General features: G+C 66.1%; 23 protein-coding genes. 10 read left to right on the forward strand and 13 right to left on the reverse strand.

Translation table 11 applies throughout. From position 1 onward, the window contains the following. Positions 1-34 precede the first annotated feature (34 nt). A complete protein-coding gene (locus VCJ71_RS09290) occupies positions 35-1,339 on the reverse strand; it encodes a hemolysin family protein (RefSeq protein ID WP_324640682.1) in 1,305 nt (434 codons plus the stop codon). A gap of 137 nt (positions 1,340-1,476) precedes the next feature. On the opposite strand from VCJ71_RS09290, the gene VCJ71_RS09295 reads away from it, so the two are divergent. Continuing rightward, entirely contained in the window at positions 1,477-2,175 is a 699-nt protein-coding gene (locus VCJ71_RS09295; protein WP_324640683.1) for a YiaD family glycine zipper/OmpA-like lipoprotein, read from the forward strand. A 67-nt stretch (positions 2,176-2,242) separates the two neighbouring features. Here the strand turns inward: VCJ71_RS09295 and VCJ71_RS09300 are convergent, their stop codons facing one another. Beyond that, positions 2,243-3,028, reverse strand: a complete 786-nt coding sequence (locus VCJ71_RS09300) for a 3'(2'),5'-bisphosphate nucleotidase CysQ (protein ID WP_324640684.1) — start codon at positions 3,026-3,028, stop codon at positions 2,243-2,245. Between the two features lie 136 nt (positions 3,029-3,164). On the opposite strand from VCJ71_RS09300, the gene sucC reads away from it, so the two are divergent. From sucC to VCJ71_RS09330, 6 genes are all read left to right on the forward strand, one after another. Beyond that, complete coding sequence (gene sucC / locus VCJ71_RS09305; RefSeq protein ID WP_324640685.1) at positions 3,165-4,364, forward strand: ADP-forming succinate--CoA ligase subunit beta; 1,200 nt, start codon at positions 3,165-3,167, stop codon at positions 4,362-4,364. 211 nt (positions 4,365-4,575) lie between these two features. Then, positions 4,576-5,322, forward strand: a complete 747-nt coding sequence (locus VCJ71_RS09310; protein WP_324640686.1) for an electron transfer flavoprotein subunit beta/FixA family protein — start codon at positions 4,576-4,578, stop codon at positions 5,320-5,322. Between the two features lie 26 nt (positions 5,323-5,348). Further along, entirely contained in the window at positions 5,349-6,278 is a 930-nt protein-coding gene (locus VCJ71_RS09315; protein WP_324640687.1) for an electron transfer flavoprotein subunit alpha/FixB family protein, read from the forward strand. A 63-nt stretch (positions 6,279-6,341) separates the two neighbouring features. Beyond that, the gene (locus VCJ71_RS09320; RefSeq protein WP_324640688.1) at positions 6,342-7,244 is read left to right on the forward strand and encodes an energy transducer TonB; all 903 of its coding nucleotides are present in this window, start codon (positions 6,342-6,344) and stop codon (positions 7,242-7,244) included. Then, entirely contained in the window at positions 7,241-8,143 is a 903-nt protein-coding gene (locus VCJ71_RS09325; protein WP_324640689.1) for a hypothetical protein, read from the forward strand. Before VCJ71_RS09320 ends, VCJ71_RS09325 begins: the two co-directional genes overlap by 4 nt. A gap of 70 nt (positions 8,144-8,213) precedes the next feature. Beyond that, the gene (locus VCJ71_RS09330) at positions 8,214-8,822 is read left to right on the forward strand and encodes a TIGR00645 family protein (RefSeq protein ID WP_324640690.1); all 609 of its coding nucleotides are present in this window, start codon (positions 8,214-8,216) and stop codon (positions 8,820-8,822) included. Here the strand turns inward: VCJ71_RS09330 and VCJ71_RS09335 are convergent. From VCJ71_RS09335 to VCJ71_RS09365, 7 genes are all read right to left on the reverse strand, one after another. Next, positions 8,817-9,350, reverse strand: coding sequence for a GNAT family N-acetyltransferase (locus VCJ71_RS09335; protein ID WP_324640691.1), 534 nt, complete (start codon positions 9,348-9,350; stop codon positions 8,817-8,819). The two genes, VCJ71_RS09330 and VCJ71_RS09335, sit on opposite strands and share 6 nt — an antisense overlap. Further along, positions 9,347-10,600, reverse strand: coding sequence for a DUF445 domain-containing protein (locus tag VCJ71_RS09340; protein WP_324640692.1), 1,254 nt, complete (start codon positions 10,598-10,600; stop codon positions 9,347-9,349). Before VCJ71_RS09340 ends, VCJ71_RS09335 begins: the two co-directional genes overlap by 4 nt. Positions 10,601-10,609: 9 nt before the next feature. Beyond that, entirely contained in the window at positions 10,610-14,053 is a 3,444-nt protein-coding gene (locus VCJ71_RS09345) for an efflux RND transporter permease subunit (protein ID WP_324640693.1), read from the reverse strand. 7 nt (positions 14,054-14,060) lie between these two features. Next, a complete protein-coding gene (locus VCJ71_RS09350) occupies positions 14,061-15,272 on the reverse strand; it encodes an efflux RND transporter periplasmic adaptor subunit (protein WP_416379165.1) in 1,212 nt (403 codons plus the stop codon). Between the two features lie 231 nt (positions 15,273-15,503). Further along, complete coding sequence (locus VCJ71_RS09355) at positions 15,504-15,767, reverse strand: GlsB/YeaQ/YmgE family stress response membrane protein (protein ID WP_324640695.1); 264 nt, start codon at positions 15,765-15,767, stop codon at positions 15,504-15,506. A gap of 176 nt (positions 15,768-15,943) precedes the next feature. Beyond that, positions 15,944-16,243, reverse strand: a complete 300-nt coding sequence (gene sciP, locus VCJ71_RS09360; protein ID WP_324640696.1) for a CtrA inhibitor SciP — start codon at positions 16,241-16,243, stop codon at positions 15,944-15,946. Next, a complete protein-coding gene (locus tag VCJ71_RS09365; protein ID WP_324640697.1) occupies positions 16,240-16,557 on the reverse strand; it encodes a hypothetical protein in 318 nt (105 codons plus the stop codon). The genes sciP and VCJ71_RS09365 overlap by 4 nt, the downstream gene beginning before the upstream one ends. A 135-nt stretch (positions 16,558-16,692) precedes the next feature. Between VCJ71_RS09365 and mnmA the strand changes: the two genes are divergently transcribed. Beyond that, positions 16,693-17,874 carry a tRNA 2-thiouridine(34) synthase MnmA gene (gene mnmA, locus VCJ71_RS09370; protein WP_324640698.1) on the forward strand — a complete coding sequence of 394 codons (1,182 nt, stop codon included), beginning with the start codon at positions 16,693-16,695 and terminating at the stop codon, positions 17,872-17,874. Next, entirely contained in the window at positions 17,871-18,806 is a 936-nt protein-coding gene (locus tag VCJ71_RS09375; protein ID WP_324640699.1) for a hypothetical protein, read from the forward strand. The genes mnmA and VCJ71_RS09375 overlap by 4 nt, the downstream gene beginning before the upstream one ends. Here VCJ71_RS09375 and VCJ71_RS09380 read toward each other — a convergent pair whose 3' ends face one another. Further along, the gene (locus tag VCJ71_RS09380; RefSeq protein ID WP_324640700.1) at positions 18,807-19,163 is read right to left on the reverse strand and encodes a hypothetical protein; all 357 of its coding nucleotides are present in this window, start codon (positions 19,161-19,163) and stop codon (positions 18,807-18,809) included. Between the two features lie 17 nt (positions 19,164-19,180). On the opposite strand from VCJ71_RS09380, the gene VCJ71_RS09385 reads away from it, so the two are divergent. Then, positions 19,181-20,332 carry a serine hydrolase domain-containing protein gene (locus VCJ71_RS09385; protein WP_324640701.1) on the forward strand — a complete coding sequence of 384 codons (1,152 nt, stop codon included), beginning with the start codon at positions 19,181-19,183 and terminating at the stop codon, positions 20,330-20,332. On the opposite strand, the gene VCJ71_RS09390 is transcribed toward VCJ71_RS09385, so the two are convergent. The 3 genes from VCJ71_RS09390 to pdxH are packed head-to-tail and all read right to left on the reverse strand — an operon-like array spanning position 20,317 to position 22,684. Then, entirely contained in the window at positions 20,317-21,111 is a 795-nt protein-coding gene (locus VCJ71_RS09390) for a PhzF family phenazine biosynthesis protein (RefSeq protein ID WP_324640702.1), read from the reverse strand. The two genes, VCJ71_RS09385 and VCJ71_RS09390, sit on opposite strands and share 16 nt — an antisense overlap. Next, positions 21,108-22,061: a cation diffusion facilitator family transporter gene (locus tag VCJ71_RS09395; protein ID WP_324640703.1), complete on the reverse strand. Its 954-nt coding sequence runs from the start codon at positions 22,059-22,061 to the stop codon at positions 21,108-21,110. The genes VCJ71_RS09390 and VCJ71_RS09395 overlap by 4 nt, the downstream gene beginning before the upstream one ends. Next, complete coding sequence (gene pdxH, locus VCJ71_RS09400; RefSeq protein ID WP_324640704.1) at positions 22,058-22,684, reverse strand: pyridoxamine 5'-phosphate oxidase; 627 nt, start codon at positions 22,682-22,684, stop codon at positions 22,058-22,060. The genes VCJ71_RS09395 and pdxH overlap by 4 nt, the downstream gene beginning before the upstream one ends. Between the last annotated feature and the right edge of the window lie 34 nt (positions 22,685-22,718).

Genomic DNA, 22,718 nt, shown 5'->3' on the forward strand with positions numbered 1-22,718 from the left:
GCTCCCCTGCGATGATCCGGATGATTGGCGGCGTTCAGCCGCCCTCGTCGCGGCGGGTGACGAGTAGCTTGTCGATCCGGCGGCCGTCCATGTCGACCACTTCGAACTGCCAACCCTGGTCGACGAAAAGCTCGCCTTCCTTGGGCAGCTTCTTCAGCACCCACAGCGCAAATCCGGCGGCGGTGGAAAATTCGCGGTCGTCGGCGAGTTCGAGCGAGAGCTGGTCGGCCAGCCGGTCGGCCGGGCATGCGCCGGAAACGAGCCAGCTGCCGTCCTGCCGTTCCACCATCATCGGTCCCTCGCCCTCGTCCTGCACACTGGCGAAATCGCCGACGATGGCGGTGAGCAGGTCGGCCGGCGTGACTATGCCTTCGAGATGGCCGTATTCGTCGTGCACCATCATCATCGGCACTTCGGCGTCCTGCAGCGTGCGCAGCGCGTCGAGCGCGTCGAGCTGGTCGGGAATGATCGAAGGCTTGCGCATCAGCGAGGCGAGATCGACGTCCTGATCTGCCAGCAACAGGGCGAGCACTTCGCGCACCTTGACCACGCCGAGCACCTCGTCGCTCGATCCGGCGGCGACCGGCAGCAGTGAATGGTTGCTGGCGGCGATTGCCTTGCGAATTTCCTTCACGCTGGCATCGCGGTCGAGCCAGTCGAGCTCGGTCCGCGGCGTCATCAGTTCGCGCACCGGGCGATCATGCAGCTTCAGCACGCCGGCCAGCAACGCCTCGCTTTCCTCCTCGATCACGCCGGTGCGCGTTGCTTCGGCAAAGATCATCTGCAATTCCTGCGCCGAAAGACCGTGTTCGCTCTTCTTCCGGATGCCGAGGAGGTGGACGATGATCGAGGACGACTTGTCGAGCAGCCACACGAACGGCGCGGCGACCCGGGCGAGCAGCCACATCGGGCGCGCCATGGCCAGTGCGATGGTTTCCGCCGAACGAAGCGCGAGCTGTTTGGGCACGAGTTCGCCGATGACGAGGCTGGCGTAGGTTGTCACCGCAATGACCAGCGCGAAGCCGAGGTCGTCCGCGAAATCGGCATCGATGCCGAGGCCGGCCAGCCGCTCGCCCACCGGACCGCCCAGGCTCGCGCCGGAATAGGCGCCCGCGATGATGCCGATCAGCGTGATCCCGATCTGGACGGTGGAGAGGAACTTGCCCGGATCCGCCGCCAGCGCGAGCGCGGTCTGCGCCGCCTTGCTGCCCTTGTCCGCCGCCATGGAGAGCCGCGCGGTACGCGCGGACACGATGGCAAGCTCGGACATGGCGAAAACCCCGTTGAGGAGAATCAGTCCGGCAATGATGAAGAGGTCGGGCCAGGGAAAGGGTGTCACGCCGTCCGCTCTGCCGGAAAATTCAGCCCCGCGAAAGCCTCGCGCTGCCTGAATTGCCGGAACCGGCCCCGTTTCCGCGAGTTTCGGGGTTGCTACGGGCCAATTTCACGGCCCCGAGGATTAGAGGGATACAAATAATGACAATCAAGAAAACCCTGACCGTATCGGTCGCCGCGCTGTCGCTCGTTTCGCTGTCCGCCTGCGTCACCGACCCGAACACCGGCAAGCAGACCTGGTCGCGCACCGCCGCCGGCGGCGTGCTCGGCGGTACGCTCGGCTACCTGCTGGGCGACCTGATCGGCGGCAGCACCGCAGCCCGCATCATCGGCGCCGGCATCGGCGGCACCGCGGGCGCCGTGGTCGGCAAGCAGTTCGACGACCAGATCAAGGAACTGGACGAGATCGCGCAGGGCACCGGCGTGGACGTCGAAGAACTGGGCGATCAGGAAGCCATCCTCGTCCGCCTTCCCGACGGCGTGACCTTCGCCACCGGTTCGGCCAGCATCAGCCCGGCTTTCCAGGCGACGCTCGACGACGTGGCCGACGTGCTGGTCCGCTATCCGAACAGCCTGATCGACGTGTACGGCTTCACCGACACCACCGGCTCGACCAGCCTCAACCAGAACCTGTCGGTGCAGCGCGCCGAAGCCGTGGCGAGCTACCTTGCCGCGCGCGGCGTCGCCCGTAACCGCATGGCGACCGCCGGTTATGGCGAGCAGTACGATTACCTGCGCGTGAAGACGGCCGACAACGTGTCGGAACCGCTCAACCGCCGCGTGGAAATCAAGATCGTCCCGATCAGCCAGGACGACGTGGCCGCCGCGCGCAGCCAGTAATACGCTCGGTCCAAATCGAGAGGGGCTGGCCCGCGGGCCGGCCCCTTTTCGTTTGCGTCGCCTTCTATCAGGTGGGCTGGGAGTAGCGCCCGGCCCGGTCCGCCAGGTGCTCGGCCGCAGCGGCATGGATGCCGGGTGCGCTGACCAGCAGGCCGAAGCTGCGCGGATCGCGCTTGTTGTAGGCCAGCGTCTTCCCGAACGCGTCGCTCACCGCGGCGCCCGCTTCCCGCGCGATCAGCGTCGCGGCGGCGATGTCCCACTCGTAGCCCCAGCGCAGCGTGGCGAGGATGTCCGCCTCATCCGCTGCCACCATCGCCACGCGCAAGGCGATGGAATTGGGCTTGACGACAGTGGTCAGCATCCTGTCCTCTGCCGGCAGGCTGTCTGCCGGGATGCGCGCACCTTCGAACTTCGTACGCTTGCTGGCGCGCAGCCGCTCGCCGTTGCGCCACGCGCCCTTGCCCGCCGTCGCGCTCCACACTTCGTCCCGCGCCGGGGCGACGAGCGTGCCGATCAGCGGGCGTCCGCCGCTCACCAGCGCGACCGAGACCGCCCAGCCGGGCCGCCCGCGCAGGTAATCGCGCGTGCCGTCGATCGGGTCGACCACCCAGCACAGGCCCTTGGCCAACCGCGCGGGCTTGTCCGCCGTCTCTTCCGACAGCCAGCCTGCGGCCGGAAGCAGCGCGGCGAGCTCGCGGCGCAGGAAGCTGTCGACCTCGATATCGGCGGCGCAGACGGGGCTGCCGGGTGATTTTTCCCACGATTCGACGCGATGGCCGTCACCGGGCCATTGCCGCTTGGCGATCTGCCCGGCTTCGCGGACGATCTGTTCGAAACGCATGCTGTCGATCATGGGACCTGCCCTGCGGCAGATGGCGCGCGCCGGAACGCATTGCAAGCACGCACGCTACATGCTTAAGCGCACCGCAAACCAGCAGCGCACCCCCTGCGCCGCACTTTCACGATCCAAACCGGAAGGCCAGCCCGCCATGAACATCCACGAATACCAGGCCAAGGAACTGCTCGCGAAATACGGCATCGGCATTCCCGCCGGCCACGCCGCCACCTCGGTTGAGGAAGCCGTCGAAGGCGCGAAGAAGCTGCCCGGGCCGCTGTATGTCGTGAAGGCGCAGATCCACGCTGGCGGGCGCGGCAAGGGCAAATTCAAGGAACTCGGCGCCGATGCCAAGGGCGGCGTGCGCCTGGCCAAGAGCATCGAGGATGTCGAGGCCGACGCGAAGGACATGCTCGGCAACACGCTGGTCACCATCCAAACCGGCGACGAAGGCAAGCAGGTGAATCGCCTTTACGTTACCGACGGCGTCGACATCGAAAGCGAATACTACCTTGCCATGCTGGTCGATCGGGCGAACGGCCAAGTGGCCATGGTCGCCTCCACCGAAGGCGGCATGGATATCGAAGACGTGGCGCACGAAACGCCCGAGAAGATCACCACCGTCACTATCGACCCGGCGCAGGGCTTCATGCCGCATCACGGCCGCGCCGTGGCCTTCGCGCTGAAGCTGGAAGGCGATCTCAACAAGGCCTGCCAGAAGCTGGCGAAGCAGCTCTACACAGCGTTCATGGACCTCGATTGCGAGATGCTGGAGATCAACCCGCTGGTCGAAACCAAAGACGGCCAGCTGCTGGTGCTCGACACCAAGATGAGCTTCGACGGCAACGCGCTCTATCGCCACAAGGATATCGAGGCGATGCGCGACGAGACCGAGGAAGACCCGGCCGAAGTCGAGGCAAGCGAATACGATCTCGCCTACATCAAGCTGGACGGCAACATCGGCTGCATGGTCAACGGCGCCGGCCTCGCCATGGCGACGATGGACATCATCAAGCTCAATGGCGCGTTCCCCGCCAACTTCCTCGACGTGGGCGGCGGCGCGACGACCGAGAAGGTGACGGCGGCGTTCAAGATCATCCTCAAGGACCCGGCGGTCGAGGGCATCCTCGTCAACATCTTCGGCGGCATCATGCGTTGCGACACGATCGCGGAAGGCATCGTGGTGGCAGCGAAGGAAGTCGAACTCGACGTGCCGCTGGTGGTCCGCCTCGAAGGCACCAACGTCGACAAGGGCAAGGAAATCCTGAACAATTCGGGCCTGCCGATCGTCGCGGCGGACGACCTCGGCGATGCGGCGCGAAAGATCGTGGCCGAGGTCAAGCAGGCCGCGTGATGCGTGCGCCCTGCGGGGCGCTTCCATCCCCCGTGTGCGATTCGCCGGCCAGCCCCGGCCCCTTGACCGTGCGCGGTTGACGTTACGGTAAAGCGGGTGTGCGGGAGCCGCCCTTGACCTTGGCCGATCCGGAACGCAAAGCCTCCAGCATCATTCGTTAAACGAGCGGCTAAAACGGTCGCACAACCGCAGAAAAGAAGGGATTTCACCCATGAAAATCCTCGTCCCCGTCAAGCGGGTGATCGATTACAACGTGAAGCCGCGGGTCAAGGCCGACGGGTCCGGTGTCGACCTCGCCAACGTCAAGATGAGCATGAACCCGTTCGACGAAATCGCCGTCGAGGAAGCCATCCGCCTGAAAGAGGCCGGCAAGGCGGACGAAATCGTCGCCGTGTCGATCGGCCCGGCCAAGGCACAGGAAACGCTGCGCACCGCGCTTGCCATGGGCGCAGACCGCGCGATCCTGGTCGAAACCGATGACGAGGTCGAACCCCTCGCCGTTGCCAAGATCCTGAAAGCCATCGCCGAAGACGAACAGCCCGGCCTCGTGATGCTGGGCAAGCAGTCGATTTCCGACGACAGCAACCAGACCGGCCAGATGCTCGCCGCGCTGATGGACCGGCCGCAGGGCACGTTCGCCAACACGGTCGAGGTCGATGGCGACCATGTCACCGTGAAGCGCGAGATCGATGGCGGCCTGGAAACCGTGAAGCTTTCGCTTCCCGCGATCGTCACCACCGACCTACGCCTCAACGAGCCGCGCTATGCTTCGCTGCCGAACATCATGAAGGCGAAGAAGAAGCCGCTCGACACGAAAACCCCGGCGGATTTCGGCGTCGACATCGCGCCGCGCCTGACCACGACCAACGTGTCCGAGCCGCCCGTGCGGCAGGCCGGCGAGAAGGTCGAAGACGTCGATGCGCTGGTCGCCAAGATGAAGGCCATGGGTATCGCGTAAGCGGCCCGGAACGAAAGGACAGACACATGAAAACTCTCGTTTGGGTCGAACACGACAACAGCGAAATGAAGGACGCCACGCTGGCGACCGTCACCGCCGCATCGAAACTGGGCGATGTCGATCTCCTCGTCGCCGGATCGGGCTGCAGCGCCGTGGCCGACCAGGCCGCGAAGATCGCGGGCGTGGGCACAGTCCACCTGGCCGACGATGCCGCCTACGAGCACGCGCTGGCAGAAAATGTCGCGCCGCTGGTGGCGAAGCTGATGGACGGCTTCGACGCCTTCCTCGCGCCCGCCACCACCACCGGCAAGAACATCGCCCCGCGTGTCGCCGCCCTGCTCGACGTGATGCAGGTGTCGGACATCCTGTCGGTCGAAGGCGACAAGACCTTCACCCGGCCGATTTATGCCGGCAACGCCATCGCCACGGTGGAATCGAGCGACCCGAAGCTCGTCATCACCGTGCGCGGCACGGCCTTCGACAAGGCGGCTGCGGAAGGCGGATCGGGCAGCGTATCGGCGGTCGAGACCACCGGCGATGCCGGCCTGTCGAGCTTCGTCAGCGCGGAAATCGCCGAGAGCGAGCGCCCGGAACTTACCAGCGCCAAGGTCATCGTGTCCGGCGGCCGCGCGCTGAAGGATGCTGAAACGTTCGAGCAGATCATCACCCCGCTCGCCGACAAGCTCGGTGCGGGCATCGGCGCATCGCGCGCCGCGGTGGATGCAGGCTACGTGCCCAACGATTACCAGGTCGGCCAGACCGGCAAGATCGTGGCGCCTGAAGTCTACATCGCCATCGGCATTTCCGGCGCGATCCAGCACCTGGCCGGGATGAAGGATTCCAAGACCATCATCGCCATCAACAAGGATGAAGACGCACCGATCTTCCAGGTCGCCGACATCGGCCTCGTCGCCGATCTCTACAAGGCGGTGCCGGAACTGACCGAAAAGCTCTAAACTACAACGGCTTGACGATTGACCCCCGGACCCGTCATTACTGCGGGCACCGGGGGTTTTTCTATGCGTTCCATTGTCCTTGCCATGTCCATCGCGCTCGCTGCGACGGCATTTCCTGCGCCCGCCTCCGCGCGGGACCGGGAATTCGTGCCGGCCTCGGCCTGGCAGGTCGCCCGCGCGCCGGAATACTGCCGCCTGGTGCGCGCCTTTGCCGAAGGCGACGAGGTGGTCACTTTCTACCTCACCCAGTTCCAGCCCGGCTCCTCCATCTCCGCACTCTTGGTCGGGGAGCCATTCCGCCGGATCCGTACCGACGAGAAGGTGCGGCTGCAGTTCAGCCCCGTTTATGAAGAGTTCGAACGGTCCTACGATGTGGTGACGGTGGGCGACAACGTGCCCGGCTTCATGTTTACCTCGCTGCCGACCGGGCCCGTCACGATGATGACGGAGGAAGAGGCCGAGGCCGCCCTTGCCGAGGCGCGCAACCGGCCGCTGGCATTCCCCGCCTACGATGTCGAAGAGGTCGACGGGGTGGAGAGCCTCTCGATCCGGTGGCGGGGCAGCGAGAAGATCGTGCTGCCGATGGAGTATCTGAAGGATGCCGTTGGCCTGCTCAACCGCTGCACGCGCGAACTGGTCGACAGCTGGGGCTTCGACCTCGAGGCACACCAGTTGCTGACGCGCCGCGTCGAGCTTTCCAACCCGGGCGATATCGGGCGGAACATCGATTATCCGGTGAACCCGATGCGGCGCGGCTACGAGTCCACCGTGCGCTTCCGCACCATCGTCGCCGCCGACGGGAGCATCGAGGATTGCATCGTACAGGCAGAGACGATCCCGAAGGACTTCGGCGCCGAAGTGTGCCGCGCAGTGCGGGAGAAAGCCGAATTCCTGCCCGCACTCGACCGCACGGGAACGCCGATCAGGTCCTATTATACCACGCTCGTCCGGTTCCAGTTGCCGTGAGCGGACGGCGGAACAGGCTGCTTTACCTTATCGCGGTTGTCGGGGCGGCGTTCGCCCAGGACGCCGCGACCCAAGACATCCCCCTTGAAGGCGAGCCGAGCGCAGGGAATGCAGCAAATTTCACAGCAGCCTCGGATTGGACCGTGCAGGCGAAGGCGCAGGCTTGTTCTATCGAGCAGGTTTTCGAAGCCGGCAGCGAAACTATTCGTCTGCGATTCGAGCAGCAGGGGCCATCCGAATATGCTCGCATGACAATCGCCGGGTTTCGTTTCCGGCATCTCCCTGAATACGGAAGGGTCGCGCTTCGCTTCGGTGCCGACGGGCAGGCAGTCGAGAAGGAATATCTGCTGGAGATTGCGTCCGGGTTTTCACGTCAAATTGTGACGTGGGGCGTCAGGCCGAGTGCGGGGAGCCTCGCATCGCGAAATGCGGCCAGCGATGGGATGCTCACGCACGCGGACTTTGACGGTCTGGATTGGGTATTTGTCTCCGGTGACAATTTCGACGGATTCTACCTCCCCTTAAGAAATATGGCTGCGGCGACCGAAACGCTGGCCGATTGCAACACGCGCTTCTCGGAACGCGACGCTGATTTGCAACCCGGCAGGAGGGCGCAGCCCGCCTTTTCCCGGCAGGTCGCAATGGCAATGCTCCCTATTGCTGCGCGGACGGTACGCCGAGGCCAGGATCCGGTTGTGGTAAGCTTGACCATGCCCGTATCGGCAGATGGGTCTGTTGGCGAATGCCGTCACGACGGAACGGGCCGCGCCGCGGATGCGGGCGATCGCATTTGCGCCCTATTTGCGGGGACAAAAATGTTGCCTGCTCTCGATTTTGAAGGGCGGCCGTTCGACAGCACCTACGAAACGACTCTCACGTTGCGCGACGGCAACCGCTAGCCTTCGATTACCGCTCGTTAACCATACCGCGCTAACCCCTCCCCGACAGGGTTACGGGGGTTTCGCAACGATGCGTCACGAAAAGATCGATGTAGAGGGTGCTACCGAGGTAAAGCGGTCGCGGCCGCAGGTGCTGGAGCGGGCGGAGGACCTGCTCGAAAAGACGCTGTTCGCCAGCCGCTGGCTGATGGCGCCGTTCTACCTGCTGATGATCGGCGCGCTCGGCATGCTGCTCGTCAAGTTCGCGCAGGAAAGCTGGCACATCGTCACGCATACGCTGATCATGAGCGAGGCCGATGCGGTGCTCGCCGTGCTCTCGCTGATCGACATCACGCTGACGGGCAACTTGTTGCTGATGGTGCTGTTCGCGGGTTACGAGAACTTCGTCTCCAAGATGGATGTCGCCGACCACGAAGACCGGCCCGACTGGATGGGCAAGGTCGATTTCTCCGGCCTCAAGCTGAAGCTGGTCGCCTCCATCGTGGCCATTTCCGGGATCAACCTGCTGAAGAATTTCATGGCGCTGGAACCCGGCATCGTGAACGGCGCCAAGCAGGACCAGCTGTTCTGGCTCGTTACGATCCACATGGCCTTCGTCGGCAGCGGCGTGCTGCTCGCCTACATGGACAAGCTGACGATCAGCTCCAAGATGATCGAAAAGCAGACCAGCAAGCTATAGGGTGTCGGCGCGGGCTGCGGGGCGCTCGAACAGGTCGAGCGTTTCGCCGTCCTTTTCGATGGACCGCAAGAGAGTGAAACCTAGCGTTTCGGCGAGCTTTACCGACGCCGCATTGCCGCGAGTGATCATGCACACGCTGCGGCGGCCGAACCCGGCGTCGAACCATGCGTAGATCGCGCGCATCGCTTCCGAAGCGAGGCCTTTCCCACCCGCTTCGGGCCGCATGATCCAGCCGGCTTCCGGGCCGTCGTCGAAATCCTCGCCGATGTCGCGGAAGGTGTGGAAGATGCCGGCCTGGCCGATGATTCGCCGCTCGCCCGGTTCGCGCACCAGCACCATGCCGTAACCGTGGAGCAGCCAGCTCCCGCCGTTCTTCTGGAAACGTTCGAAAGTGCGTGCAGGGTCGCTCGGCGGGCCGAGGTAGCGCGCGGTTTCCGGATGCGAGATGATTTCGTGAATTTCGCGCCAGTCACCGGCCTCGGGCAGCCACAGCTCCAGCCGCTCGGTGACGAGGAACGGCGCGGTCACCACAGTTGCATCAGCCCGTGCAGCGTCAGGCCCACGAGGCCGCCCACCAGCGTGCCGTTTATGCGGATGAACTGGAGGTCGCGCCCGACTGCGCCTTCCAGCCGGTCGGTCAGCGTGCGCGCGTCCCAGCGGCGCACGGTTTCGGATACCAGCTGCACGATTTGGTCGCCGTGTCGGGTGGCGACGCCTACGGCCGTGCGTCGGGCGAAACGGTTGATTTGCCACTGCAGGCGCTCGTCCTCGCGCAGGGCGTTGCCGAGATCGTCAAGGCTGTCGGCGAATTGAGCGCCGAGCGAGCTTTGCGGATCGCGCGCCCGCTTGATCAGGCTCTGGCGGATCCGCTCCCATACGCGCTGCCACCATTCGGCCACCGCCGGGTTGGCGATCAGCTCGTTCTTCAGCTTCTCCACGCGGGCGCGGAAATCCTCGTCATGCTGCAGATCGCGGGCGAGGGTTTCCAGCCCCTCTTCCAGCTTGTCGCGCAGCGGATGGTTGGGATCGACCAGCACTTCGGCCAGCAGCTTGTAGAGCCCGTCGAGCACGGAATTGGCCAGCCGCTCGTCCAGCCCGGTGAAGCGCAGCAGCGCATTCGCCCGGTCGTGGATCATGTCGCGGACCATCGTCTCGTTGTCTTCCAGCACCAGCCCGGCCCAGCGGATCGTGCTGTCGACCAGCGGCAGGTGTTTGCGGTCCGCCATGGCGACTTCCATCATCCGCCCGAACAGCGGCGCGACTTCGATCCTTTCGAGCTGGCTGGCGAGGCCGGAGCGGACCTGCGTGCCGAGCCGTTCGGGATCGAGCGATTCGAGCAGTTCGGCGAACAGCTCGGTTGCGCCGGCACGGATGCGCGACGGCCCTTCCCGCCCCGGTTCGGACAGGAAATTCCCCGCCGCCCCGGCGAGGTTCATGTTCTTCATGCGCCGCGCCACGACCTGCGGGATGAGGAAATTCTCGCGCAGGAAGACCGCCATCGTGTCGGCAATGCGGTCCTTGTTCTCCGGGATGATCGCCGTGTGCGGGATCGGCAGGCCGAGCGGGCGGCGGAACAGCGCGGTGACCGCGAACCAGTCCGCCAGCCCGCCGACAAGGCCGGCCTCGGCAAAGGCATGGACATATCCCCATGCCCAGTGCGCGCCTTCGAACCGGCCGGAGACGAGGAAGACGGCGGCCATTACCACCAGCATGCCGGTGGCGGCCATCCGCATCCTGCGGGCGCGGTCCTGCAACAGGGGGGAAGCGGCGGCGGTCATGGCCGCGGCCTATTCGGCCGGCTGCAGTCCGTCTTCGGCGCGGGGTTGTATGGGCCGGGTATCATCACCTTTCCTGTAACTCAGGAAACGCTGGCTTAGCCATGGCCCCATGCGTTTTTCGATGCCGTCGGCCAGGCTGAAGCCGGCCGGGACGATCAGCAGCGTCAGCACGGTGGAAAGCAGCAGCCCGCCGATAACGACCGTGCCCATCGGCGCGCGCCATGCGCCGTCCGCACCGATGGAAACGGCGGTCGGGATCATGCCCGCGCCCATCGCCACCGTGGTCATCACGATCGGCTGGGCACGCTTGCGGCCCGCATCGATGATTGCATCGAACTTGCGCACGCCCTGCGCCATCTCCTCGATCGCGAAGTCGACCAGCAGGATGGAATTCTTCGCCACGATCCCGAACAGCAGGAGGATGCCGATGAACACCGGCATGGAGATCTGCTGGCCGATCAGGTTGATCGCAATGATCCCGCCCAGCGGCGCGAGCAGCAGCGAGCCCATATTGACCAGCGGGCTCATCAGCCGCTGGTACAGCAGCACCAGCACCGCGAAGACCAGCAGGATACCGGTGACGAGCGCGGTCTGGAAATCGGCAATCAGGTCGGCAAGGAACTCCTCGCCGCCGGCGGCCTGCGTGCTGACCCCGGTCGGCAGATTCTGCATCGCGGGCAGCTCGTTGATCCGCTGGGTCGCGGTGCCGAGATCAGCGCCGGGCGCAAGGTCCGCGCCGATGAAGACGCGGCGCTGGCGGTCGTAGCGCTGGATTTCCGTGGGTCCGGCCCCGAAGCTGATTTCCGCCACCCGCTCCAGCGGCACCGAGCCGCCGGTCGCCGTGGGCACCGGGAGGTTACGGATCGTATCGAGATTGCCGCGCCCGCTTTCGGGCAGCATCACGCGGATCGGCACCTGGCGGTCGGACAGGGAGAAGCGCGCGGCCGACTGGTCGGTTTCGCCGATGGTGGCGATGCGGATCGCCTGGCTGAGCGCGACGGTTGTCACGCCGAGCGAGGCGGCAAGGTCCGCGCGCGGGGTGATGATGAGCTCCGGCCGCTGCAAATCGGCCTCGACCCGCGGCTGGCGCACGAGATCGAGCCCGCGCATATCCTCGACCACCTGCTGTGCCGCCTGCGACAGCAGTTCGGGATCGCTTCCCTGCAGCAGCACGGTGATGTCGCGGCCCGATCCGCCGCCCGGCCCCTGGTTGTTCTGGAAGCTCACCCGCGCATCCGCGATGTCGGAGAACAGCAGCGCCGTTTCGCGTTCGAAATCCTGGCTGTTGCGCACGCGATCTTCACGCAGGGTGACATTGAGGTTGGCGTTGCCTTCGTTGACATTGACGAGGACGTCCTCGACCTCCTGCTGCTGTTTCAGGATGTCCTCGACCTGGTCGGCGACCGCCTCGGTCTGCTCCAGCGTGGTGCCCGGCACCATGGAGATGCGCACGCGGCTGAAATCGAGGTTCACGTCGGGGAAGAACTGGACCGGCGTCGCCGTGATGGCGAGGATCGTGAGGACGAAGGACATCAGGCCCACGCCCATCACCTTGACCCGGTTGTCCGCAAAGCGCGCCCGGAACCGGCCCGAACGCCAGCGGTACCACGCGCCGAAGCGGGTCGAACCGAAGATGCCGAGGATGACCTTGCGCAGCACCCACGCAAAGCCGCTGGTGACGTACCAAGCGATGACGGCGGCGAGGATCAGCAGCAGGAACATCCGGATCAGGCCGAGGCCGATGATCGGCTGCAGGAACTGGTTGCTGTGGTAGTAGAGCAAGCCGGTGATGCCTGCGAAAACGAGGCCGATGACCGTGAAAATCACGATGCCGAAGGGATATTGCCACCAGCGCGCGTGGACTTTCTCCAGCCCTGCACGGATGCGTTCGGCGCCGCTGCGGTCCAGCGTCCAGCGCAGCAGACGGTCGTAACGGTCGATCCACGGCCCGTTGGCATGGTCGGCATGGCCGTGCGATTTCAGGAAATAGGCCGCGATCATCGGTGTTATCATGCGCGCGACCGCAAGGCTCATCAGCACCGCGACCACCACGGTGAGGCCGAAGTTCTTGAAGAACTCGCCCGCGATACCCGGCATCAGGCCGACCGGCAGGAACACCGCGACGATGGAGAAGGTGGTGGCGACCACGGCGAGGCCGATCTCGTCCGCCGCGTCGATACTGGCCTGGTAGGCCGTCTTGCCCATGCGCATATGGCGCACGATGTTCTCGATCTCCACGATCGCATCGTCGACCAGCACCCCGGCGACGAGGCCCAGAGCCAGCAGGCTGAGCGAATTGAGCGTGAAGCCGAGCAGGTCCATGAACCAGAAGGTCGGGATCGCCGAAAGCGGGATGGCGAGCGCCGCGATGATCGTCGCGCGCCAGTCCCGCAGGAAGAAGAACACCACGATCACCGCCAGCACGGCGCCTTCGATCATGGCGGCCATGGAGGAGGAGTATTGCCCCTTCGTGTACTGCACCTCGTTGTCGAGTTCGACGATATCGACGCCGGGGTTCTCTTCCTCGATCTGCCTGATGACTTCCTGCGCCGCGTCATAGACGCTGACGTCGGATTCGCCCTTCGCGCGGGTCAGGCCGAAAGTGACCACGGGCTTGCCGTTGACCTTGGAAATGGAGCGGATCTCGCTGTTGCCGTCGGTCACGTCGGCGACGTCGGTCAGCTTGATCGTGCGCCCGCCGCCCAGCGATATATTGCGCTGGCTGAGCTCGTAGGCGGTTTCCGCATTGCCGAGCACACGGACCGACTGGCGCGAGCCGGCGATTTCCGCCTGGCCGCCGCCGGCATCGAGGTTGCTCTGCCGCAATACCGAATTGATCTGCGACGCCGTAACGCCAAGGGACTGCATGCGGGCCGGGTCGAGGATGACGCGGATTTCGCGGTCGACCCCGCCGCGCCGGCCGGCAGAGGCCATGCCGGGCACCGCCAGCAACCGCTTCGACACGACATCGTCGACGAACCAGCTGAGCTGCTCCATCGTCATGTCTTCCGATTCCACGGCGTAGCTGGCGAAGGGACGGTTGGAGTTCTGGACGCGGAAAACCCGCGGCTCGAGGATGCCGTCCGGCAAGTCGCCGCGGATCTGGTCGACCGCCGCCTTCACCTCGTTCACCGCGACATTCACGTCGACGCCGATCTGCATGCGCACGACCGTCTGGCTGAAGCCTTCGCTGACCTGCGATTCGATCAGGTCCACGCCCTCGACCGTGCTGACCGAGGATTCGACCTTTTCGGTGATCTGGGTGTCGAGCTCGCTCGGTGCGGCGCCGGGCTGCGAAATGCCGACGATGACAACCGGGAAGTCCACGTCCGGGTCGTTCTGCACTTCCATCCGGTTGAAGCTGAGGATGCCGGCAAAGGTCAGCGCCACGAACAGGACGATTGGGACGACCGGGTTGCGGATCGACCACGCGGAGATGTTACGGAAATTCACGGTTCGATCACCGGCGCGGGGCGACCGGGCGCACGGTCTCCCCTTCGTTGAGGAAGCCGCCGGCGCGCAGCACGACACGCTCCGTGCCGCTGAGGCCGGAGGCGATGGCCACGCCGTTCTGGGTGATCAGTCCGGTTTCCACCGCGCGGCGGACGATCTTGTTGTCCTCGCCGATGATGAAAACGTAGCTGCCTTCGTCGTCGCTCATCACCGCGCTTTCGGGAAGCAGCGGCGCGACCAGCGTGCCGCTGTTGATTGTCGCGGTGGCGAACCCTCCGGGCTTGAGCCCTTCGTTGTAGGACAGCGCGATGCGCGCCGTTCCCTGCCGGTTCTGCTGGTCGATAGTCGGCGCAATCTGCCAGACCTGGCCGGAGAACTCGCGGTCGGTCCCGACAGGCTTCACGGTGGCGGCGGTGCCAGTGGATATGCGGGCCAGTTCGGCTTCGCCCACCTGCGCCAGCATTTCCATTTCGCCGCCGCGGGCGATGGTGAAGAGCGAGGGCGTGCCGGCACTGACCGTCTGGCCGGGCTCGACGCTGCGCGACAGCACGAGGCCGGAAACCGGGGCATAGATGTTGAGCCGGGCGTTGCGGGCCTGCAATTCGTTCAGCTGCGCGCGGGCGACCTGCACCCGGGCACGGGCGGCATCGCGCGTTGCCGTGAGGCGGTCGACATCGGCGGTAGAGATGAAGCCGCGCTCGACCAGCTTGAGCGCGCGTTCGAGATTGCTCTGCGCGAGGTCGAGATCGGCCTGCGCCACGCCGATCTGGGCGCGAGCGGCAGCGGCCTGCTGGTTCTGGACGGAGCGGTCGATGCTGACGAGCACCTGCCCCTGGCGCACCCAGTCGCCGGCATCGGCGTTGACGGATACTACGCGGCCGCCTTCACCGACGACCCCGACGCTGGTTTCGCGGCGCGCGGCGATGGTGCCGGTCGCGCTCAGCGTACCTTCGATGGTGGTGCGGCCCGGCGCGACGACGGTCACCGCCGGGGCTTCTTCGGCATTGCCGGTGTCGGCCGGGGCGCCGCCGCCCTTGATCATGGCATAGGCTGCGATCGCCGCCAGCAGCGCGATGACGACCGCGATGATGATGATCCGCCGCCGCTTGCGCCGGTCCGCATCGTCGGTGGTGTCGATTTCGACACGGCTTTCCGTGTCCGCGGCAATCTCGTGCTGCGGGCGCCATTTATCTTTTTCCACGCCGGTTTCGTAATTCATCTCTTCGTGCCCCATGGCGGCTCTGGGGTGTGTTATCTCAATATAGCACCCCCGGCAAGCAACATTCCGCGCTTAGGCCGGGTGGTTTGTCCTAGCAATCATCGCCCCGACCGGGGGTGCAACTCCCTCGACAAGTGACGTGAAACGGCCACAGGGCGCAAGACAAGGGGCGGCCCGGCGCTGTGCCGGACCGCCCCTGCCAAAGCTGCTGAAGCAGCTAGGGAATGTCTCTTAGCGTACCCGACCGCGCTGGATCAGGTTGACGATGGCCAGCAGCACGATGGCGCCGAGGATCGCAACGAGCAGGCCCGTAAGCGAGAATTCCTGTACGCTACCGCCAACGCCGAACTGGTTGGCGATCAGGTTGCCGATCACCGAGCCGATGCAGCCGACGATCACGTTCCAGATGATGCCCATCGAAGCGTCGCGGTTCATCACCATGCTGGCCAGCCAGCCAGCCACACCACCGACGATAATTGCAATAATCCAACCCATACGTACCTCCTGTTATTATTATGGCCTGCGTGGCCTATGCGGGGTGAAACGGCATTACCACGCAGACGTTCCCCGATTTCGTCGCGGAACAGCTTGGAGGGTAAATGGAAACGGCCCGCTGCGCAAAATGCGCGGCAGGCCGGATCGCTCGGGTTATGCCGCCTGCGCGGCCCGGATCAGTACTTGAGCTGGCGTTCGTAGAGGTCGCGGTAATGCTGGATGCGCGTAACGCGCAGGCCCTGCATGCCGGACCGGTCGACCGCGCGCTGCCACGAGGCGAACTCTTCCAGGGTAAGGTTATAGCGTTCCAGCACCTCGTCGATCGTCAGCAGGCCGCCGTTGACGGCCGCGACGACTTCCGCCTTGCGGCGCACCACCCAGCGCTTCGTGCTCGGCTTGGGCAGGTCCTTCAGCGAGAGCGGCTCGCCGAGCGGGCCGATCACGTGTTCGGGACGGATTTTCTGGTTCTCGATCATTCGTATCCTCGGTCGCCGGTAGCCGCCGTTGTCGGGTGAGAGGCAGCAATGCCACCAGCGATTTTGCCATTGGATAAAGCGTGTTGGTTAATTTGCCGTTTGCCATGTTTGGCAGGCACGATGTCGTCCAGCGAGCCGAGCTTGCCGAAACTGGTCGGACGCCGCCAACCCGACGGCCGCATCAGCAGCGCCAGCTCCCGCTGGGCGGCGAGGCGCGCAGTGAGCTCCGGCCAGGCGATGGGGCGCAGGGCCTCCTCGTCGGCCAGCGCAGGCGCGTCGATCGCCGCGAAGGAATCGTGGTTGGCTTCGTTCATGACCTTGCTGTTACCCGCAACAGGTCAAGAACTTGTAAAATGGCGCTTTACCCTTCCTTGAGGGTTCAAGGCCGGCGGATAGCGCGCGCATCGCACGCCCTTTGCGCGGCCCCTTCGCTGGTGTAAGGGGCCTCCATGCCCGCAAATCCTGCGATTCCTGCCGCCGGCCTTGGTGCCGAAGACGCTGCCGCGCTGTTCGACCTGCCGCGCGCGGCGCCCGACTGCCGCATCGTCGTCGCCATGTCGGGCGGGGTCGATTCCTCGGTCGTTGCTGCGCTGGCCCATGCGAGCGGGGCGGAAGTGATCGGCATCACGTTGCAGCTCTACGACTATGGCGCCGCCACCGGGCGCAAGGGCGCGTGCTGCGCGGGCGACGATATTGCCGATGCGCGCGCGGTGGCGGACCGGCTGGGTATCGCACACTATGTCTTCGACCATGAAAGCGCCTTTCGCGAAGACGTGGTCGAGAATTTCGCCGACGAGTATCTCGCCGGGCGCACCCCGATCCCCTGCATCCGTTGCAACATGGGGCCCAAGTTCACCGATCTGTTCAAGATGGCGCGCGATCTGGGCGCCGATTGCCTCGCGACCGGCCACTATGTGCGCCGCGTGATGGGTGCGGGCGGCCCCGAATTGCACCGCGCCGCCGATCCCGCGCGCGACCAGAGCTATTTCCTTTACGCGACGACCGACGACCAGCTCGACTACCTGCGCTTTCCGCTGGGCGGACTGCCCAAGGCACAGGTGCGCGCGCTGGCCGACGCCTACGGCCTGCGCAACGCGGCCAAGCCCGACAGCCAGGACATCTGCTTCGTGCCCGATGGCGATTACGCCAAGATCGTCACGAAGATGCGGCCCGAAGGCGCGCGCGGCGGGGCGATCGTCCACGCCGAAACGGGCGAGGAACTGGGCCGCCATCCGGGCATCATCCACTTCACCGTCGGCCAGCGCCGCGGGCTGGAGATCGGCGGGCAGGCCGAACCGCTCTATGTCGTCGGCGTGGATGCGGAAAAGGCGGAGCTGAAGGTCGGGCCCAAGCGCCTGCTCGCCGTGACCGCCGCCACGGTGGTGGAAACCAACCGCATCGGCGCGCTGCCCGGCGCGCCGCTTACCGCCAAGGTCCGCAGCCTGTCGAAGCCGGTGCCGGTCACGCTGGACGGCGCGATCGGGGGCGGCGCGAACATTCGCATCGTTTTCGAGACGCCCGAATACGGCGTCGCGCCGGGCCAGGCGGCGGTGATCTATGCCGGCGACCGGGTGGTCGGTGGCGGCTGGATCGACGCGACCGAATCCGCCGCGCAGGCGCTCGCCGCTTGAGCTTCTGGCGCGGCAGGCCGGGGCAGGTGCCGCCCGCCGCGCTCGTCCTGCTCGGCCTGTTCTTCGTCCTGCCCTTCGCGCTCTATTTCCTGCCACGGTCCGGAATCGGGCAGCAGGCCTACGAACCGCCGCGCTATGAAACCCGGTGGGCAGTGCCCGCAGGTGAGGCGGACAGCGCGCCGACGACAGGAATGACGCTGGGCGCCAATGGATTTGGCACCGTGACCGATGCCCCGCAGGCTCTCGCCACCCAACCGCCGCCCGGTTCCACATTGAGGCGATTTCCGGACCCACTCGTCGCGCCCGACGTCGCCCGCTTCTTTGCCGCCTTCCCGGTTCGCACGTGGCTCAACCCGCCCGAGGACGGCGTCACCACCTGCACGCTGGAAGGGCCGATGATGTGGCAGGGCCATCTCGAACTGCGCGACGGGTGCCTTCTCTTCATCGACGACAGGGGCGCGCCGCCCGCCTTGGCGCTGATCGCCGGAGCCGGGGCGTTTCGCGATCCCGAAGGCTTCCTCGCCGTCGGCCTGGCGGAAGGCGAGGCGCAATACCGCATCCGGGTGGGCGAGCGGGGCGGGACTTACGAAGGCCACGGCTGCTCGCGTCCCGATTACATCCCGGCGCCGGCAGGGCTGGCGAAGGCATGCGGCGTGAAACGCATGGTCAATATCGCGCAAGTGACGCGCGAAGCGTGGTGCTCGCCCGAAACGCTGGAGCGGGTTGAGGCGCAGGCCGAAGATTACCGCCGTTACGAGAGGGCGCGCCGGGAGGCCGAGGCGCTCTGCCGCGCCAAGCAGGCTGCAACGCCCGCCGGACGTCCGGCAGAACCGTGCCAGCCGGTCGCCCCGCCCGCCCCGCTGCCGTACGATCTCCACAATCCCGGCTGCAAGCTGCCCGACGGTTTCCGCGAACGCTTGCTGGCAGAATAGTCAGCCGTCCCAGCTTTCGAGCACGCAGCCATAGCCTTCACGATAGGTCGCGGTCTGGCTTTCCAGCAGCGGGAAGCTGGCGGTGACGCTCTTCGCCTCCACATCCTCGCTCAGCGAGATCAGCTCCATGCCGGGCTCGAAATCCTTTTTGCAATCCCCCAGCGAGCGCCCGCCGACATAGCGGCACGAACACGCCACACGCGCGCCATAGGACGTGCCGGCAATGGCATAGCCCTTCGCCGTGTCTTCATAGGTGAGCCACGCCGCGCCCACGGCGACCAGCACCGCCACGAACAGCCACGGCCAGATCCGGCCGCGCGTATTGCCCGTCTTTCGTGTGCGCTTTGCGGTTGCCATCCTGCCTGCTCTCGCCAATGAAGCGCCCCGACATGATGCGCCGCCTTTCCCCTATCGCCGCCACCGCCTTCGCGCCAGCCCTGCTGCTGGCCGCCTGTTCGGGCGAGGCGGAGACGGGCCCTGCGCCGCTGACCGAAGAGGCGCTGGCCGCCGTGACCGACAACGCCGGCGCCCCGCGCGAGCAGCTGGCGCGGCAAGTCGACGACCTGTTCAGCGACCCGCTGGTGGCGGAAACCCGCGCGGTTATCGTTGTCGCAAACGGAGAGCTGGCGGCGGAGCGGTACGGCGAAGGCTACGGGCCGGAAACGCGCTTCATTTCCTGGTCGATGGCAAAAACGGTCACCGCCGTGCTGATCGGCATGCTGGTTTCGGAGGGCAAGCTCGACCTCGACCGCGGTCCGCCGATCCCGGCCTGGCGCCGACCGGGCGATCCGCGCGGGGACATCACCCTGCGCCAGCTGCTGCAGATGCGCAGCGGCCTGCGCCACACGGAAGCGGGCGATCCCGTTTACGAATCGGACGAGGTCCGCATGCTGTTCCTCGACGGGCGCGACGACATGGCCGCCTGGGCCGAGGCGCAGCCGCCGGAAGCCGGCGCGGGCGCGAAGTTCGAATATTCCTCCAACACCACGGTCATCCTCGCCGATATCGCCGCGCGGGTGCTGGCGGGACAGGATGCCAGCCCCGAAGAACGGCGCGCGGCGGTGGCGGGTTACTTGCGCGAACAGCTGTTCGGCCCGCTCGGCATGGATTCCATGCTGCCCGAATTCGATGCGGACGGCACGCTGATCGGCGGCAGCCTGATGCACGCGACTGCGCGCGACTGGGCCAAGTTCGGAGAATTCCTGCGGCGCGAGGGGCGCACGGCCGACGGGGTGCAGCTGGTGCCCAAGGCATGGGTGGAGTTCATGACGCGGCCCTCCCCGCGCGAGGAGCAATACGGCGCGCAGACCTGGCTCAACCGCAAGCCGACAAACGGCGATCCGGTGCTGTTCCCCGGCACCGGTGCGGACACGCTGTTCTCGATGGTCGGCCATCTCGGCCAGTATGTCATCGTTTCGCCCGACCAGGGGCTGACGGTGGTCCGGCTGGGCAAGACACAGGATGCCGAGCGCGCGCCGCTGGTGAAGGCGCTGGGCGACATCGTCGAGCTTTACCCTTCCAGGTAGAAGCTTCCTTCAACCACCGTCACGCAATTGCCGCCGAGCCATGCCGTCGCGCCGTCGCGGCGGCAGGTGAGCGTACCGCCCCGCGCGCTCGCCTGGTGCGCGGTAAAGTGCCCGCGGCCCAACCGTTCGGTCCAGAAATGGGTCAGCACCGCATGGGCGGAGCCCGTGACGCTGTCTTCGTCCACCCCGCCGCCCGGCACGAACACGCGGCTGAGGACATCGGTCTCTTCCCCCGGCGCGGTGCAGATGAACTGGTCGTTCCCCAAGGCGCCGAGGCCGCGCAGGTCGGGATCGAGCGCGCGCACCGTTTCGGCGCTGTCGTAGAGGAAGACGTTGTAGCGCGTGTCGTTGCGCCAGACTTCCTGCGGCTCCACGCCCAGCAGGCGGAGCGCTTCGTCCCACGGCTGCGGCGCGGTTTCGATCAGCGGCAATCCGACTTCGTAGCCCGCATCGACCCGGCGCACTTCGAGATTGCCGGCCAGGCGCGTGCGGAAGGTCACCCATTCCGCGTCGCTTTGCGCCAGCAGCACATGACCGCTCGCCAAAGTGGCGTGGCCGCACAGCCGCACCTCCTCGGTCGGGGTGAACCAGCGCAATTCATAGTCGGTCTCCCCGCTCGCATCGGGGATGACGAAGGCGGTTTCGGCGAACATGTTCTCCGCCGCGATGGCCTGCAGCACCTCATCGTCCAGCCAGCTTTCGAGCGGCATCACGGCCGCCTGGTTGCCGGTGAAGGGCCGGTCGGCAAAGGCATCGACGTGGGTGTACGGCAGTTTCATGCGCCCTCCTCGCCGCTGTCCAGCGCGGCAAATTCATCCTGTTCCACCAGCGTGTTTCCCGGTTCGTCCACATGGCCCGCGGGGTCGATGTGGATGAACAGCTCCAGACCGGGGAATTCGCGCAGCAGGTCTACCTCGACCCGCTCGATGATGTCGTGCGACTGGCCCACGGTCATATCCTCCGGCAAGTCGACGTGGAACTGCGCGAAATCGACATGGCCGGCTGTTCGCGTGCGCAAATCGTGGAGGTTGGCGAGCTCCGGATGGCGCGCGGCGACTTCCACGAACCGGCGGCGCTTGGCATCGGGCCATTCGCGGTCGAGCAGGTGGTCCAGAGCCTCGCGCGAGGCCTGCCACGCGTTCCACCCCAGCCAGCCTGCGATGGCGAGGCCGAAAATCGGGTCCGCCCCCGTGATCCCGGCATAGCTGTCGAGCGCAAGCGCCGCGATCACCGCGAGGTTGAGCAGCAGGTCGCTCTGGTAATGGGCATGGTCGGTCTTGATCGCGACCGAATTGGTCCGCGCCACGACATAGCGCTGCCACGCCAGCAGGGCGAAAGTCAGCACGATGGCCACCACCGACACGCCGATGCCTTCCGCCGGCGCCTCCACTCTCGCGCCGGCGAGCAACTGCTGGGTGCTGCGCAGCAGGATGCCGAAGGCGCTGAGCGCGATCAGCATGACCTGCACCAGCGCGGCGATCGATTCCGCCTTGCCGTGGCCGAAGCGATGCTCCTTGTCCGCAGGCTGGGAGGCGTACCAGACGCCGAACAGCGTCACGAGGCTGGCGACAAGGTCGAGCGCGCTGTCGGCAAGGCTGCCGAGCATGGCGGCAGAGCCCGTCTTCCACGTAGCCCACGCCTTGAGCGACACCAGCACCACGGCAACGGTGATCGAAGCCGCCGCCGCGCTCTTGGCGAGGCTCGTTTCGGCTGGCGCGCGTGCGGTCACGGGTACAGCATCCTGCTAGCCCATTCCCCGTCCGGCCCGCCGCGTTCGAACACCCGCCGCTCGTGCATGCGGTATTCGCGGTCCTGCCAGAATTCGATCCGCATCGGGCACAGGCGGAAACCGGTCCAGTGCGGGGGGCGCGGCACGGGGCCGTCGGCGCCGTAACGCTCCTCAAGCTCGGCGACGCGGCGCATGTAGACCTCGCGCGACGGCAGGGTGCGCGACTGGTCCGATGCGGCGGAGGCGATCTGCGATTGCGGGTGGCGCGAATGGAAATATTCGTCCGCCATCGCGTCGCTCACCTGTTCCAGCGGGCCCTCGATGCGAATCTGGCGGCGCAGGCTCTTCCAGTGAAACAGCAGCGCGGCCTGGCGGTTGGCCAGGATCTCGCCCCCCTTGCGGCTTTCGGCGTTGGTATAGAACACGAAACCGCCGCCCGTGCCGCAATCCGGCCCGTGGCCTTTCAGGAGCACCATCCGCACCGATGGCGCCCCGTCCGGCGTGGCGGTGGCGAGCGCCATGGCATTGGGATCGTTCGGCTCGCTGTCCTTCGCCTCGGCGAGCCACGCGTCGAACGTGCCGAAGGGGTCGGCGGCGGGGATGTCGCGCGCGCTAGCCGACACGGGAAAGTCCTTGCCCCGTGGCCGTGGGACCCGC

This window comes from Pseudoblastomonas aquimaris, assembly GCF_035481675.1.
Taxonomy (GTDB): domain Bacteria; phylum Pseudomonadota; class Alphaproteobacteria; order Sphingomonadales; family Sphingomonadaceae; genus Alteriqipengyuania_B.

What these genes read in the sequence shown, in the direction of transcription:
- VCJ71_RS09295 (WP_324640683.1), top strand. Translation starts at nt 1,477, where the DNA reads ATGACAATCAAGAAAACCCTGACCGTATCGGTCGCCGCGCTGTCGCTC.
- VCJ71_RS09300 (WP_324640684.1), bottom strand. Translation starts at nt 3,028, where the DNA reads ATGATCGACAGCATGCGTTTCGAACAGATCGTCCGCGAAGCCGGGCAG.
- sucC (WP_324640685.1), top strand. Translation starts at nt 3,165, where the DNA reads ATGAACATCCACGAATACCAGGCCAAGGAACTGCTCGCGAAATACGGC.
- VCJ71_RS09310 (WP_324640686.1), top strand. Translation starts at nt 4,576, where the DNA reads ATGAAAATCCTCGTCCCCGTCAAGCGGGTGATCGATTACAACGTGAAG.
- VCJ71_RS09315 (WP_324640687.1), top strand. Translation starts at nt 5,349, where the DNA reads ATGAAAACTCTCGTTTGGGTCGAACACGACAACAGCGAAATGAAGGAC.
- VCJ71_RS09320 (WP_324640688.1), top strand. Translation starts at nt 6,342, where the DNA reads ATGCGTTCCATTGTCCTTGCCATGTCCATCGCGCTCGCTGCGACGGCA.
- VCJ71_RS09330 (WP_324640690.1), top strand. Translation starts at nt 8,214, where the DNA reads ATGCGTCACGAAAAGATCGATGTAGAGGGTGCTACCGAGGTAAAGCGG.
- VCJ71_RS09340 (WP_324640692.1), bottom strand. Translation starts at nt 10,600, where the DNA reads ATGACCGCCGCCGCTTCCCCCCTGTTGCAGGACCGCGCCCGCAGGATG.
- VCJ71_RS09350 (WP_416379165.1), bottom strand. Translation starts at nt 15,272, where the DNA reads ATGAATTACGAAACCGGCGTGGAAAAAGATAAATGGCGCCCGCAGCAC.
- VCJ71_RS09355 (WP_324640695.1), bottom strand. Translation starts at nt 15,767, where the DNA reads ATGGGTTGGATTATTGCAATTATCGTCGGTGGTGTGGCTGGCTGGCTG.
- sciP (WP_324640696.1), bottom strand. Translation starts at nt 16,243, where the DNA reads ATGATCGAGAACCAGAAAATCCGTCCCGAACACGTGATCGGCCCGCTC.
- VCJ71_RS09365 (WP_324640697.1), bottom strand. Translation starts at nt 16,557, where the DNA reads ATGAACGAAGCCAACCACGATTCCTTCGCGGCGATCGACGCGCCTGCG.
- mnmA (WP_324640698.1), top strand. Translation starts at nt 16,693, where the DNA reads ATGCCCGCAAATCCTGCGATTCCTGCCGCCGGCCTTGGTGCCGAAGAC.
- VCJ71_RS09380 (WP_324640700.1), bottom strand. Translation starts at nt 19,163, where the DNA reads ATGGCAACCGCAAAGCGCACACGAAAGACGGGCAATACGCGCGGCCGG.
- VCJ71_RS09385 (WP_324640701.1), top strand. Translation starts at nt 19,181, where the DNA reads ATGAAGCGCCCCGACATGATGCGCCGCCTTTCCCCTATCGCCGCCACC.
- VCJ71_RS09390 (WP_324640702.1), bottom strand. Translation starts at nt 21,111, where the DNA reads ATGAAACTGCCGTACACCCACGTCGATGCCTTTGCCGACCGGCCCTTC.